The following is a 14,021-nucleotide window of genomic DNA, read 5'->3' on the forward strand; positions in this document are numbered from 1 at the left end:
GTGATGATCGAGATCGAAGCAATCGCAGCCGTTGCTACCGCAGACAAGAAGTCGAAAACGAGGTGACACGCCGTCATTATCGGGAGCGCCGCAGCCTCGCATTTGAGTTGAGATGAGGAGAGTGAGAAATGCCTAAATATCTTCTGGCCTATCACGGCAGTCGAGTACCGAATCCCGCAACCGAACAATCCGAAGTATCAGATGACTGGAAGGCGTGGATGGACCAACTCGGCGATGCCCTTGAGGGAAGCAACAATCCCATGACCATAGCCAGAACGATAAGCGCCGATGGCTCGGTCAGTGCCGACGGCGGGCCCAATCCAGTTCTTGGCCTAAGCTTCATTACGGCCGACGATATGGACGTCGCTATAGACCTTGCCCGATCCTGCCCACACCTCACGGCGGGGGGCTGGATTGAGGTCGCAGAGCTTCCTGCCAAAGTTTACCGACCAAAAGATATGCGATGAGGAAATGAGGCTTGGCGCTCTACCGGGGACATCCGCCTGAGCCGCCAATTAGACAATTAGAAGAGAAATATGGGGCTAGGCGTCGACGGCGCATCAAAGGAGATGAGAAGTGAAACCACGCATATCCGTTCTCACCATTGGCGTCGCGAATCTTGAGGAATCGCTTGCCTTTTATCGCGATGGTCTCGGTCTGCCCACGGAGGGGATCGTCGGCCGCGAATTCGAACACGGCGCCGTTGCCTTCTTCGAACTCGCCGGAGGGCTGAAGCTTGGAATATGGGCACAGGATGACATTGCCCACGATACCAACCTGCCCAAGACGGCAATCAGTCCGACATCATTCACGATTGGGCACAATGTAGCTCACCGTGGGGAAGTTGATGAGGTGATCGAGCAGGCACGTCAAGCTGGCGCCGATATCGTCAAGGCGCCGGAGGGCACCTTCTATGGCGGTTATGCCGGTTACTTCCGCGACCCGAATGGCCATCTCTGGGAAATCGTGTGGAACCCGGCTAACATTCCGGACGATGACGCAGCGCTTCCGTAAGGTCAGGACCCTAGCTACACGTGACACCTCACCATTTGTGTGCGACCAGCCCATCACAGAGCGCTTTGACGAAGCGGCGGGCGATGGCGCCGTTTTCATCTAGTTTCGGGTTGAAAATGGTGATATCGATCCCGAGCGCTCTGCCCGAAGCGACCGCTATGCGGAGAATCGCCACGAGTTCATCCCAGCGCAACCCGTCAGGCATGCGATAATCGACAGCCGGCATGATGGCATCGTCGAGAGCATCTGCATCGAGGTGAATCCAGAAACCGTCGATATCGGGCGACATCAGACGGCCGAGCGCCTGCTCCATGCTTGCTTCGACGCCGGCTTCCCGCAACGATGCCAGGTCGATCACCTCAATTGCGGTATCTTCGATCCTCTGGCTACCACGTTCTTCGGTTTCCTCCGCGTCGCGGCGTGCTAGCGCCGCGACGTCTTCATCGCGTACCAGAGGCCGGAAACCTTCCAGATCAGTCACAATGGCAGGACCACGTCCGGTCACCAGTGCAAGGTCCATCGACGCCGCCTCACCGAACGGTTCGGCCTCGGGTTGATAGAAATCAGCGTGGCCGTCGACGAACAGCAGGCCAGCACGCCCGCGACGTCGGGTTGCGAGCGTGCAGCCGAGCAGAATCGAGCAATCACCGCCTAGCACCACCGGAAACTCGCCATGATCGAGCACCGGTTCGATGGCGTCAGCGAGTACCACCGCGTACTGCGCTAACCCCTGGGGGTTAAGGAGCATGGTCTCAGGGTCCCGGTGGCCATCATATGGGAGCGGCGTCACTCGTCCGGAATGATGGGCATCGAGCCGGTCGGCCAAGCCAGCTGTCAATAGCGCGTCCGGCAGCGTTTCCACGCCTTTGGGGAACAGGCCGAGGATCGAAGGCGCCTCGATTATGGCAAAGTGAGACATTCTGAACTTCCTGATATCTGATCGAATTTAGCAACGGCTTGTCTGCTGAATGGTTGCGTCATTCCATCAGCGATACACTCGGATCGGATCAAGTCTGCCACAGTCGATCGAGGATCAAGTCGCATGTGCGGCGTTGGTTCTGCGGGATCCTCCAGTGCGGTCGTGTTCGGCAAACGGGTCCGCAAGAAAATCATGGCGATGCTTCATGCCGACTTGGGATAGTCCAAGTATGCTCATTCCCGGCCTGACCTAAATGACTTAGTTCCCTCGTTTCGTGCCAATAACGTTCCCTGTGAGGGAGGACGCGGATTGGAACTGGAATGTCATTGCGCTGATCGTTCACCGAATGAGTGCAATGCGATCAGTCGTAGTCGTTTTGGCATATCTTGAATGCCCGACGTTCACGCGCGCCTCGTTGCTCGTACGGCCTAAAACCGGTTAATGGCGCCGACCGCTTCTCCCGCGAGCGGCGCGAAGCGCTGGCAGAAGGTCTCTTCATCCCACTCGCTGAGCGAGCCGGCGATATGGATCGCGCCGAGCGGTGTACCGTCGGGCGCCAGGATTGCCGCGGCGATGGCGATCTCCCCGAGCAGGATCTCCTCGAGCGCCAACGCATAGCCCTTTTCTCGTGCCTCGCGTACCTTAACGCGAATTTGCTCGGGGTCCGTGATTGTTTTCGGCGTGATCTCGCGACGATCCGAACGCTTGATGATATCGTCCACCTCGGCGTCGCTCATATGCGCCATCACCGCCCGGCCGCCGGACGTACAATAGATTGGGACACTCTGCCCAACCAGAGTCGCGAATAAGGTCTCGCGTTTGCTCTGCAGGCGAGCTGCATAGACGAGGCGCAGATCGTCGCGCAGGCTAAGGTCCACGCGTTCGCGCGTGTTGCGCCTCAATTCAATCAGAACGGGGGACGCCCGCACAACCAGCGAATTGAGGCGCAGGTAGTCGCGTGCATGGTCGAGAATGCGGATGCCAGGCACATAACCCCGATCGTCGGCGTCCCGCTCGATATAGCCAAGCTGCTTCAGCGTGTGGACGACGCGCTGCGCCGCGCTCTTGCCCATTCCACCGGCGGCGGCGATCTCGTTCAGCGTCAGTGGCTTTCCCGTGTCATGAAATGCCGAAAGCACCTGCATGGCACGGGCGATAGCCTGCACGAAAAGCGGGTCGCCCTCATCGACGCGCGTCGTCGGGCGCACTCCGTATTCGGACCTTTGAATATAACGCAAGCAGTGACTCCAAAATTCGTTTGACTTCCCGTGCGCAGCCCAATTATCGTATTCCAATACGAAGGTATTGCACAGCGATACAGACAGCTATCTATCATGCAAATTTCGAGGCGTCGACCCGAAAGGCAGTCATGAACGGAAGCGTTGGAGTGCGACTGGATATGTCAGTCAATGATCGGCCGGCTGGAGGAGCATCATGAGCAAGCGAGTGGCGCTGGCCGGCTTCCTGCATGAGACGAACACTTTTGCCCCCTCCAGGGCGACTTATGCACAGTTCGAGCAGGGCGGGGGCTATCTGCCGATCTCGCGCGGCAGGGAGATACTCGATCGCTGCCCCGGCGTGAACCTGGGCATTTCCGGCTCGCTGGCGCATGCTCAGGCAGCGGGCTGGGACATCGTCCCGATCCTGTGGACGGGCGCTATCCCGTCCGCCCACGTGACACGAGACGCCTATGAAAGGATTACTGCCGAGATCGTCGATGGTATTGCAAAGGCCGGTCCGCTTGACGGCATATGCCTCGATCTCCACGGGGCCATGGTGGCTGAGCATCTCGATGACGGAGAAGGTGAGCTGATCGCCCGCGTGCGCCGGGTCGTGGGCCCTCATGTGCCGATCGCGGTGAGCCTTGATCTGCATGGCAATACCACGAGGCGGATGGTCAACGAGGCCGATCTCCTGGTTGCCTTCCGCACCTACCCGCATGTAGATATGGCCAAGACCGGCCGCCGTGCAGCGGAGGGACTGGGGAAGCTGATGGCGCGCGCCCGACCTTACGCCAAGGCGTTCCGCCGACTGCCTTTCCTGACCTCCATCCCTTGGCAGTGCACGTCTATCGAGCCCGCAAGGAGCCTCTATGCGGAGGTGGCGGCGTTAGAGCAGCGCGATGTCGCGAGCGTTTCCTACTGGATGGGATTTCCTGCCGCCGATATCGAGGAGTGTGGCCAGACCGTCCTGGCCTATGGCGAGACGCAAGCTGCCGCCGACCAGGCTGCCGACCATCTCTACGAGCGTATCCTGGCAAGCGAGGCGGCCTTCGCCGGCCGAGCCTATGAGCCGGATGAGGGCGTGCGCGAAGCAATGCGCATCGCTGGAAGCGCCAACCGCCCGGTCGTGATCGCCGATACCCAGGACAATCCGGGCGCGGGCGGCGATTCCAATACCACGGGTATGCTCCGTGCGCTGCTGAAGAACGGGGCCAGGAAGGCGGCGCTTGGCATGATGGTGGATCCCGAGGCGGCGAGCGCGGCGCATGCGGCGGGTGAGGGCGCCGAGATTACCATCGCGCTCGGCGGCCGGTCGGGTATTCCCGGCGATGCGCCACTGGAAGCGGCGTTTCGCGTGGAGAAACTGTCGAATGGCGACCTGCACGCCACCGGGCCGTATTACGGCGGCACGCATATGAATGTTGGCCCGTCCGCCTGCCTCTCCATCGGCGGCGTGAAGGTTGTCGTCGCCTCGCACAAAGCGCAGATGGCGGATCTCGCCATGTATCGTTTCGTCGGTATCGAGCCGACGGATATGGCCATCCTCGTCAACAAGAGCTCGGTCCACTTCCGCGCCGATTTCGAGCCCATCGCCGAGGTGGTGCTGGTCTGCACCGCGCCGGGCCCAATGCCGCTCGATCCGGCCGATCTCCCATGGACCAGGCTCGCCGACGGCATGCGCCTTTCGCCCAAAGGGCCGGTGTTCCACCGCCCAATGCTACGCGAGAAAAGGGAGGCCTGAACGAAGGCGAGCGCGGCGGCAGAACCGCGCCGACCATCAAGTCACCGAACGCAAATCCAGTCCAACAAGGGGAACACAATGTTGCGTATTCAGGAGAGACTTTCCCATTTCAAGAGTTACGGTCAAAAGACCGCGCTCGTCCTCATGGCGAGCGCAGCCCTCATGGCCGGCAGCGGCTTCGCCACGCCAGCGATGGCAGATGGCAAGACGATCACCGCTGTCATGCATTCGGGTCTGCGCGTGCTCGATCCGATCATCACTACGGCCCATATCACTCGCAACCACGGCTACATGATCTACGACGTGCTGGTTGCGGTCGACGAGAATTTCAAGCCGCAGCCGCAGATGGCCGATTGGTCCATCTCCAACGACAACCTTACCTACACCTTCACGCTGCGGGACGGACTCAAGTTCCACGACGGCAATCCGGTGACGGCGGCCGACGCGGTTGCTTCCCTGGAGCGCTGGGGCAAGCGCGATTCGGGCGGCCAGCTCATCTTCGACGTAACGGAGAGCCTGGAGCCCGCTGACGACAAGACCATCGTCTGGAAACTGAAGACCCCTTTCCCGCCGCTGCTTGAGACGGTCGGCAAGCAATCGGCCCTGCCGCCCTTCATCATGCCCGAGCGCGTGGCCTCCACGTCGCCGGAAGAAGCGATAACCGATTACACCGGTTCCGGCCCCTTCGTCTTTGTCCAGGAAGAGTATCAGCCGGGCGTCTCCGTCACCTATCGGAAGTTCGAGGACTACGTGCCGCGCAGTGAGCCGGTGAGCTGGATGGCCGGCGGCAAGGAGGTCAAGGTCGACGAAGTGAAATGGGTGACGATGCCGGACGCCCAGACCGCCATCAATGCGCTTTTGTCGGGTGAGATCGATTATATCGAACAACCGCAGATAGACCTTCTTCCCCTGCTGCAGACCAGCGAAGACGTGACGGTCGAGACACGCGACAACCTCGGCTATCAGACCATGGGCCGCACGAACTTCAAATATCCGCCTTTCGACAACAAGAAAATCCGCCAGGCGGCGATGATGGCGCTCAGCCAGGAAAACGTGCTGGGCACGCTGATCGGCAATCCTGACTACTATACCGTCTGTGGTGCAATCTTCGGCTGCGGCACGCCGCTTGCTGACGCGTCCGGTTCCAAGACCCTGACCTCGGGTGGCGACATCGAAGGCGCCAAGAAGCTGTTGGAGGAGGCAGGCTATGACGGGACACCGGTCGTGCTCTTGCAGCCGACCGACGTGGTGAGCCTCGCCGCTCAACCTGTTGTGGCCGCCCAGGCTCTGCGAGAGGCCGGCTTCAATGTCGATATGCAGCCCATGGACTGGCAGACCCTGGTCACGCGGCGTGCCAGCCAGGCAAAGCCATCCGAAGGCGGCTGGAACATGTTCTTCACCAATTGGATGGTGCCGGAGATCAGTTCACCGCTGATCAGCGCGATGTTGAACGGTCGTGGTGACAAGGCATGGTTCGGCTGGCCGAAGGACGATGCGGTCGAGGCGTTGCGCGCCGAGTTCATCACCGCCGATACGCCGGAGAAGCAGAAAGAGGTGGCTGTCAAGCTTCAGAAGCACAGCATGGATGAAGTGCTCTTTATTCCGCTCGGCCAGTACGCATCCCCGCAGGCGCGTAGCAATAAGCTGACCGGCATAATTCCATCGCCTGTTCCGGTGTTTTGGAACGTCGAGAAGGCGGACTGAGGCGCGAGCGTAGCACCGCTTCATCTGCCTGCCGTTCTCCCTCCCGCACCACTGGGAACGGGAGAACGGCGGTAACCTGAACGCCGCCGCTCCCACGAAAGGGAGGAGGGGAGGGGCGGCTGACAATCGACAACAAGGCACACCACCATGCTAGGCTACATCATCAGGCGCATCCTGGCCGTCATACCGGTCATGGCGATCGTCGCCATCTTCGTCTTCCTGCTCTTGCGGCTGACGCCGGGAGATCCCGCTGCCATTATTGCCGGCGATGCGGCGACACCGGAGCAGCTCGAACGCATTCGCTCCTCGCTCGGCCTTTCGGATCCGTTGCATGTGCAGTTCCTGACCTGGATCAAGCTCCTGTTTCAAGGTGATCTCGGCACCTCGCTCATCTCCAGCACGCCGGTGACACAGATGATCGGCCAGCGCATCTGGCCGACGATCAACATCGCCGTGCTCACCATCATCCTGTCCGTTCTCATAGCGGTACCGATGGGGGTGGTCGCCGCCTGGCGGCACCGCACCTGGGTGGACTATGTGGTGATGGCTTTTTCCGTGCTCGGCTTCTCGATCCCGGTATTCGTCATCGGCTATCTCTTCATCCAGGCCTTCTCGATAGAGTTGCGCTGGTTTCCGGTGCAGGGCTACTCCGCGCCCTCGATGGGCTTCGGCAAGTTCCTGTCCCGCGCCATCCTGCCTTGCCTGACGCTCGCGACGATCTATGTTGCGCTGATCGCCCGCATGACCCGCGCTTCCATGTTGGAAGTGCTCGGTGAGGACTATATCCGCACCGCACGGGCCAAGGGGGTGAAGGAGACCATCGTTCTGTTCCGCCACGCGCTGCGCAATGCAGCCGTACCCATCCTGACGATCATAGGTACGGGATTCGCACTTTTGATCGGCGGCGTGGTGGTGACGGAAAGCGTATTCAACATTCCCGGCATCGGCCGGCTCACTGTCGACGCCATTCTGGCGCGCGATTATCCGGTGATCCAGGGCATGATCCTCCTGACCAGCGGCATCTACGTCTTCATCAACCTGCTGGTTGACCTGTCCTACACCTTTTTCGATCCGAGGATTCGCTACTGATGGTCGCCTCTCCACAACCCGCAGCGAGACTGCAATGGCTCTTCGGCGCAATCGCTCTGCCGCGCGGCTGGCGCGCCGGTATCGGACCGATGATCGCCGCCGCCGTGCTCTTCCTGATCGTGCTTTCAGCGTTTCTCGCGCCCCTCATCGTGCCGCATGATCCCATGTCCATGAACGCGCTGCAACGGCTCAAAGGGCCGAGCGAGACCTATCCGCTGGGCACCGACGCCTACGGACGCGACCTCCTGTCACGCGTGGTGACGGGCGGGCGCATCTCGCTCTTCATCGGCATTGGCGCGGCGGGGGTCAGCGTGGCGATCGGCCTCATGATCGGCCTCGTCTCAGGCTTCTTCCGTACGGCGGACGCCGTCATCATGCGCATAATGGACAGCCTGATGGCCATTCCATCCATCCTCCTGGCGATCGCGCTGGTGGCGCTCAACGGGCCAAGCATCTGGTCGGTGATGGGCGCGATTACAATTCCCGAGATACCGCGAGTGGTGCGCCTCGTGCGCTCGGTGGTGCTGTCGGCGCGCGAGGAGCCCTATGTCGAAGCGGCCATCGCGCTGGGCTCCTCCATGCCGAAGATCCTCTGGCGGCACCTCATGCCCAACACCCTCGCGCCGCTCATCGTGCAGGGCACCTATATCTGTGCGTCAGCCATCCTGACGGAGGCGATCCTGTCCTTTTTGGGAGCGGGTGTTTCGACGGAGATACCGACCTGGGGCAACATCATGGCCGAAGGACGGATCTATTTTCAGCTCAAGCCATCCCTCATCTTCTGGCCCGGCCTGATGCTCTCGCTCTGCATCCTGTCCATCAATCTGCTCGGCGATACGGTCCGCGATCTGCTGGACCCGCGCCTGAAGAAGCGGGAGGGCTGACCATGCGCTTCAAGACCCGCAATTTCGATGGTGTACCGAGCGTTCTGGAGATCAAGGACCTGACGGTGCGGCTCGTCGGCAATCGGCAGGCCACACCTGTGCTCGACCGGGTGTCGGTCACGATCCGGCAAGGGGAAACGGTGTGTCTGGTCGGTGAATCCGGCTCCGGCAAGTCCGTCACCTCGCTTTCGGTGATGGGGCTTCTGCCGAAGGGGGCGCTCGTCGCCACCGGCGGTCGCATCGAGCTGGAAGGACGAAACCTGCTCGAGCTCAGCCCCCAGGCGATGCGCGAGATACGTGCGCGCAAGATCTCGATGATCTTCCAGGAGCCGATGACGGCGCTGAACCCGGTCATCCGCGTGGGTGCGCAGATCGAAGAGGTGCTCGACACCCACGTCAAGCTCCCGGCCAGGGAGAAGAAGGCACGCGTGCTCGACATCATGAATCAGGTGCATCTGCCCGATGTGGAGCGCATCTATCGCTCCTATCCACACCAGCTTTCGGGCGGGCAGCGTCAGCGCATCATGATCGCCATGGCGTTGATCCTGGAGCCGCAGCTGCTGATCGCCGACGAACCGACCACCGCGCTCGACGTCACGACGCAACAGCAGATCCTGAGCCTGATCGCCGAGCTCCAGGAAAAGCACGGTACCGCTGTCCTTTTCATTACCCATGACATGGGCGTGGTGGCGGAGATCGCCGATACGGTGCAGGTGATGCGCCATGGACAGATTGCCGAGCGGGCGCCGGTGGAAGAACTTCTGCGCCACCCGAAGCATGAATACACGCGCGAACTGCTGAAAGCCGTGCCGAGCCTGACGCCGCGCCCCGCGCGCCCGCAACCCGAGGGCCCGGCCGTCCTCTCTGTCGATGGTCTGCAAAAGATCTATGGCGCGCACAGCGTCTTCAGCCGACGCGAGGCCACGAGGGCGGCCAGCGATGTAAGCTTTTCCATTCCGCGCGGGCGCACGCTCGGCATCGTTGGCGAGAGCGGCTCCGGCAAGTCCACCGTGGCGCGCTGCATCATGCGGCTGATCGATCCGACCGGCGGCGACATCCGGGTCTCCGGTCGTGAGATCGCCCGGCTGTCCCGGCGCGAATTGCGGCCCCACCGCCAGCATATCCAGATCGTGTTCCAGGATCCGTTCCGTTCGCTCAATCCGCGCTGGACCATCGGCCGAAGCTTGATCGAGGGACCGCTCAATATCGGCACGAACAAGAAAACCGCGCTGAAACGGGCGGCCGAGCTTCTCGCACTCGTCGGCCTGCCGGCAGATGCGGTGGACCGGTATCCGCATCAGTTTTCCGGCGGCCAGCGGCAGCGCGTGGCGATTGCCCGCGCCGTCGCCATGGAGCCGGATGTGCTGGTGGCCGATGAGGCCGTATCCGCGCTGGACGTTTCCGTCCAGGCACAGGTTCTGGAACTGCTCGACACGCTGCAGAAGAAACTGGGCATCGCCATTCTCTTCATCACGCACGATCTGCGCGTTGCCGCCCAGATCTGTGACGAGGTGGTCGTGATGCAGCACGGCCTGATCGTCGAGCACGACAGCGCCGCCAACGTGCTTTCCAATCCCCGGCACGCCTATACGCGCACGCTCATCGAGGCAGCGCCCGGCCGTGCCTGGGACTTCGCCAATTTCCATGAACTGCGGACCGCGTGAAGCGGTCCTGTCGAAGCGGAGAAGACGACCCATGCCCATTCTGCCGAAGATCGCCGAGTATGCCGAGGAGTTGACGGCGATCCGTCGCGATTTCCATGAGCACCCCGAGATCGGTTTCGAGGAGGTGCGCACCTCCGGCATCGTGACCGAGCTCCTGAGGAAATGGGGTATCGATGAGGTGCATACCGGCCTTGGAAAGACTGGTGTCATCGGCGTCATCAAGGGTAGGAAGGAAGGCGCCCGCATGGTGGGTCTGCGCGCGGACATGGACGCGCTGCCCATGGATGAGCTGACCAACCTGCCTTATGCCTCGAAGACACCCGGCGCCTTCCATGGATGCGGGCATGACGGCCATACGACGATGCTTCTGGGAGCGGCGCGCTATCTCGCCGAGACGCGCGGCTTCGCAGGCCGCGCCGTGATGATTTTCCAGCCGGCGGAAGAGGGGCTTGGCGGCGCCCGCGCCATGTTGGCCGAAGGACTTTTCGAGAAGTTTCCCTGCGACGAGATCTACGGCATGCACAACAATCCGCTGGCCGAGCCCGGCAAGTTCGGCGTAAAGCCAGGTCCGGCCATGGCGGGGGCGACCTTTTTCGACATCACCGTCAACGGCGTAGGCAGCCACGGGGCGATGCCGCATCACGCGAAGGACCCGATCGTCATCGCCACCGCGCTGGTGCAGAATCTGCAATCCATTGTCAGCCGCAACGTAAAGCCGACGCAGCCCGCGGTGCTGTCGGTGACGCAGATCCATTCCGGCTCCGCCTATAATGTCGTGCCGGATAAAGCCGTGATCTCCGGCACGATCCGCTATTTCGAGGACGAGGTGCGCGACCTCGTGCATAATCGCCTGATCAGGCTCTGCGCTGGCTTCTCCGAGAGCTACGAGGTGGAGATCGTGCCGGATCTTCGCCCCATATTCGACGTGCTGATGAACGACGCTGGTCTTGCGGAAGCCTATCGCGAGGCGGCTTCCGAGATTGTCGGTGTGGAGAACGCGACCATCACCGAGGAGCTGGTGACCGGCAGCGAGGATTTCGCCGATATGCTGAAGGTCGTGCCGGGCGCCTACTGCACGCTCGGCCACAAGGGCACTCTGCCCGTGCACAATCCAGGCTTCGTTCTCGATGACGACATTCTGCCGGTGGGAGCCAGCATCATGGCGCGCATCGTCGAGAAGCGCCTGCCCCTTTGAATTCAAGCCACCTTTCAGGACAAAAATAATGCATTTCAAGAATCTGCCGTTTGACACGGAAACAATGCTGGCCGGCCTGAAGCCCTGGATCGAATGCGAGAGCCCCACCTTCGATGCCGCCGCTGTCGACCGGATGATGGATCTTGCCGCCTATGATCTGGCGGCCGCCGGCGCGGCGATCGAGCGCATTCCGGGCCGCATGGGGTTCGGCGGCTCCGTCCGGGCGCGTTTTCCGCACAAGGATTTCGGCAAACCCGGTATCCTGATCTCCGGCCATCTCGATACCGTGCATCCGATCGGCACACTGGAAAAGAACCCGTGGCGGATCGAGAACGGCCGTTGCTACGGACCCGGCATCCAGGACATGAAGGGCGGCAACTATGTGAGCATAGAGGCGATACGCCAGCTTGCGCTGGCCGGGATGGAAACGCCGCTGCCGATCACCGTTCTGTTTACGCCCGACGAAGAGGTCGGCACGCCCTCGACGCGCGAACTGATCGAAATGGAGGCGCGCAAGAACAAGGTGGTGCTCGTGCCCGAGCCGGCGCGGCCCGATGGCGGAGCGGTGACTGGACGCTATGCCATCGCCCGCTTCAACGTGAAAACCTCAGGCCGACCGAGCCACGCCGGCTGGGCGCTCAAGGACGGCCGCTCGGCGATCGCCGCCATGGCGCGCAAGGTGCTGGAGATCGAGGCGATGACGGGCGAGGACTGCACCTTCTCGGTCGGCGTCATCCATGCCGGCCAGTGGGTGAACTGCGTCTCCTCCTCCTGCGATGCGGAGGTGCTCAGCATGGCCAAGCGCCAGGCCGATCTGGACGACGGGATCAAGCGCATGCTGGCTCTTGCCGGCGAGGAGAACGAAGTGATGATCGAGGTCACGCGCGGCGTCACGCGGCCTGTCTGGGAGCCGGACGAAGGCACCATGGCCGTCTACGAACTGGCGCGCGGAATCGCCGGGGAGATCGGCTTCGAATTGTCTCATGCCAGCGCCGGCGGCGGCTCTGACGGCAACTTCACCGGTGCGCTCGGTATCGCGACACTCGATTCCATCGGCGTGCGCGGCGCCGGCCTGCACACACTCGGCGAATATATCGAAGTCGATAGCCTCGTGGAGCGCGCGCAGCTGATAGCCGGGCTTCTGATACGGCTGGAATGAATTCGGGAAGAAGGCGGGGAAGATTTTTCCGACGCTGCATTAGCCTGAGGGACCCCGGTGTGACACTCTATTTGGTTGGAATTCTGCATGACGCTTACTCCCGATATCCGCAATGCGATTGTCGCCTCCGTCGACCAGGGCTTTACCGGGCAGACCGAGTTTCTGCGGAAGCTCGTCGCCTTCCAATCCGTGCGCGGCGCCGAACACGCGATACAGGATTTCATGTTCCGGGCTCTCCGCCAGCGTGGCTACACCCTGGATCGCTTTGCAATGGACCGGAATGCCATCGAACGCCATCCAGGCGGGTCGCCGTGGTCGGAGGAACACTCGACCGCGCCGATCGTGGTGGGCATCCACCATCCCCGGCGTGAGATCGGCCGCTCACTTATCCTGCAGGCTCATCTCGATGTCGTGCCGACGGGTCCGCTTGCCATGTGGCGACACGATCCATATGCGGGCGAGGTCGAAGACGGGTGGATATACGGGCGTGGCGCCGCCGACATGAAAGCAGGGGCGTCGGCAAACGTTTTCGCGATGGACGCGCTGCGGCGCGTGGGGTTGCAACCCGCTGCGACCGTCTTTCTCCAATCCGTGGTCGAGGAGGAGTCAACCGGCAATGGTGCCATGATGACTCACCTTCGGGGCTACAAGGCCGATGCCGTACTGATCCCCGAGCCCGAGGACGAGAAGCTGGTTCGCGCCAATACCGGCGTCCTATGGTTCCAGGTCGAGGTACAGGGTTTGCCGGTGCATGTCCGCGAGATGGGCGCGGGCGCCAATGCGATCGAGGCCGCGTACCGACTGATTGGAGAACTGCGCCGCCTCGAGGAGGATTGGAATGCTCGCCAGGCTGAGCACACCTATTTCCGCGACTATCCGCATCCGATAAACCTGAATGTTGGAAAGATAGAAGGCGGTGACTGGGCGTCTTCGGTGCCGTGCTGGTGCCGGATCGACTGTCGCATCGCGATTTATCCGGGCGTGAGCGCTGCCGCCGCCGCCGACGAGATCCGCATGCGGATCGAAAGCTTCGCCCATCGGGATCCGTTCCTGTCCAACAGACGGCCGACCGTCACCTTCAACGGTTTCCATGCGGAAGGCTACGTTCTGGAGCCGGGCTCCGAGGCTGAGGCGGTGCTGGGTCGCGCCCATGAGGCCGCATTCGGCGCGCCGCTTGAGACGCTGGTAACGCCGAGCTATCTCGATACACGGGTCTACGCGCTTTACGACCGGATTCCCGCCCTATGCTATGGACCGGCGTCGCGGGGCATCCACGGCTTTGACGAGTGTGTCAGCCTTGAATCACTCAAGCGCATTACGACAGCCATGGCCTTGTTCATCGCCGAATGGTGCGGGACCGAGCCGGTACCTGTACGCTAAAACATGAACGTAAAACCCGCGTTGGCGTCTTTCCCGAAAGTAGACGTCC

Annotated in this window: 12 protein-coding genes; 10 read left to right on the forward strand and 2 right to left on the reverse strand. The window is 61.8% G+C overall.

Annotation, left to right across the window (positions count from 1 at the left end; genetic code table 11):
- Positions 1 to 128 precede the first annotated feature (128 nt).
- Positions 129 to 467 (forward strand): YciI family protein, encoded by a 339-nt coding sequence (locus ATN84_RS25565; protein ID WP_153020393.1) that lies wholly within the window; start codon positions 129 to 131, stop codon positions 465 to 467.
- Between the two features lie 109 nt (positions 468 to 576).
- Complete coding sequence (locus tag ATN84_RS25570; RefSeq protein ID WP_068885334.1) at positions 577 to 1,014, forward strand: VOC family protein; 438 nt, start codon at positions 577 to 579, stop codon at positions 1,012 to 1,014.
- A gap of 28 nt (positions 1,015 to 1,042) precedes the next feature.
- Here ATN84_RS25570 and ATN84_RS25575 read toward each other — a convergent pair whose 3' ends face one another.
- Together ATN84_RS25575 and ATN84_RS25580 are read right to left on the reverse strand one after the other, a co-directional pair.
- Entirely contained in the window at positions 1,043 to 1,933 is an 891-nt protein-coding gene (locus ATN84_RS25575; RefSeq protein WP_068885335.1) for an arginase family protein, read from the reverse strand.
- A gap of 428 nt (positions 1,934 to 2,361) precedes the next feature.
- Positions 2,362 to 3,171 carry an IclR family transcriptional regulator gene (locus ATN84_RS25580; protein WP_068885336.1) on the reverse strand — a complete coding sequence of 270 codons (810 nt, stop codon included), beginning with the start codon at positions 3,169 to 3,171 and terminating at the stop codon, positions 2,362 to 2,364.
- A 196-nt stretch (positions 3,172 to 3,367) separates the two neighbouring features.
- On the opposite strand from ATN84_RS25580, the gene ATN84_RS25585 reads away from it, so the two are divergent.
- The 8 genes from ATN84_RS25585 (at position 3,368) to ATN84_RS25620 (ending at position 13,972) form a co-directional block, all read left to right on the forward strand.
- Complete coding sequence (locus ATN84_RS25585) at positions 3,368 to 4,897, forward strand: M81 family metallopeptidase (protein ID WP_068885337.1); 1,530 nt, start codon at positions 3,368 to 3,370, stop codon at positions 4,895 to 4,897.
- A gap of 78 nt (positions 4,898 to 4,975) precedes the next feature.
- Positions 4,976 to 6,601 carry an ABC transporter substrate-binding protein gene (locus ATN84_RS25590; RefSeq protein ID WP_082766509.1) on the forward strand — a complete coding sequence of 542 codons (1,626 nt, stop codon included), beginning with the start codon at positions 4,976 to 4,978 and terminating at the stop codon, positions 6,599 to 6,601.
- 147 nt (positions 6,602 to 6,748) lie between these two features.
- Entirely contained in the window at positions 6,749 to 7,690 is a 942-nt protein-coding gene (locus tag ATN84_RS25595; protein ID WP_068885338.1) for an ABC transporter permease, read from the forward strand.
- A gap of 89 nt (positions 7,691 to 7,779) precedes the next feature.
- The gene (locus ATN84_RS25600) at positions 7,780 to 8,574 is read left to right on the forward strand and encodes an ABC transporter permease (RefSeq protein WP_244491229.1); all 795 of its coding nucleotides are present in this window, start codon (positions 7,780 to 7,782) and stop codon (positions 8,572 to 8,574) included.
- Between the two features lie 2 nt (positions 8,575 to 8,576).
- Complete coding sequence (locus ATN84_RS25605; RefSeq protein WP_068885340.1) at positions 8,577 to 10,238, forward strand: ABC transporter ATP-binding protein; 1,662 nt, start codon at positions 8,577 to 8,579, stop codon at positions 10,236 to 10,238.
- A 31-nt stretch (positions 10,239 to 10,269) separates the two neighbouring features.
- Positions 10,270 to 11,433 carry a M20 aminoacylase family protein gene (locus ATN84_RS25610; RefSeq protein ID WP_068885341.1) on the forward strand — a complete coding sequence of 388 codons (1,164 nt, stop codon included), beginning with the start codon at positions 10,270 to 10,272 and terminating at the stop codon, positions 11,431 to 11,433.
- A gap of 28 nt (positions 11,434 to 11,461) precedes the next feature.
- A complete protein-coding gene (locus ATN84_RS25615; RefSeq protein WP_068885342.1) occupies positions 11,462 to 12,592 on the forward strand; it encodes a M20/M25/M40 family metallo-hydrolase in 1,131 nt (376 codons plus the stop codon).
- An 87-nt stretch (positions 12,593 to 12,679) separates the two neighbouring features.
- Positions 12,680 to 13,972 carry an ArgE/DapE family deacylase gene (locus tag ATN84_RS25620; RefSeq protein WP_068885343.1) on the forward strand — a complete coding sequence of 431 codons (1,293 nt, stop codon included), beginning with the start codon at positions 12,680 to 12,682 and terminating at the stop codon, positions 13,970 to 13,972.
- Positions 13,973 to 14,021 lie beyond the last annotated feature (49 nt).

Origin of the sequence: Paramesorhizobium deserti (genome assembly GCF_001558695.1) — a bacterium.
GTDB classification, from domain to species: domain Bacteria; phylum Pseudomonadota; class Alphaproteobacteria; order Rhizobiales; family Rhizobiaceae; genus Paramesorhizobium; species Paramesorhizobium deserti.

Coding starts and splice junctions, on each gene's coding strand:
- ATN84_RS25620 (WP_068885343.1), top strand. CDS start 12,680: ATGACGCTTACTCCCGATATCCGCAATGCGATTGTCGCCTCCGTCGAC.
- ATN84_RS25610 (WP_068885341.1), top strand. CDS start 10,270: ATGCCCATTCTGCCGAAGATCGCCGAGTATGCCGAGGAGTTGACGGCG.
- ATN84_RS25585 (WP_068885337.1), top strand. CDS start 3,368: ATGAGCAAGCGAGTGGCGCTGGCCGGCTTCCTGCATGAGACGAACACT.
- ATN84_RS25565 (WP_153020393.1), top strand. CDS start 129: ATGCCTAAATATCTTCTGGCCTATCACGGCAGTCGAGTACCGAATCCC.
- ATN84_RS25615 (WP_068885342.1), top strand. CDS start 11,462: ATGCATTTCAAGAATCTGCCGTTTGACACGGAAACAATGCTGGCCGGC.
- ATN84_RS25575 (WP_068885335.1), bottom strand. CDS start 1,933: ATGTCTCACTTTGCCATAATCGAGGCGCCTTCGATCCTCGGCCTGTTC.
- ATN84_RS25600 (WP_244491229.1), top strand. CDS start 7,780: ATGATCGCCGCCGCCGTGCTCTTCCTGATCGTGCTTTCAGCGTTTCTC.
- ATN84_RS25595 (WP_068885338.1), top strand. CDS start 6,749: ATGCTAGGCTACATCATCAGGCGCATCCTGGCCGTCATACCGGTCATG.
- ATN84_RS25605 (WP_068885340.1), top strand. CDS start 8,577: ATGCGCTTCAAGACCCGCAATTTCGATGGTGTACCGAGCGTTCTGGAG.
- ATN84_RS25590 (WP_082766509.1), top strand. CDS start 4,976: ATGTTGCGTATTCAGGAGAGACTTTCCCATTTCAAGAGTTACGGTCAA.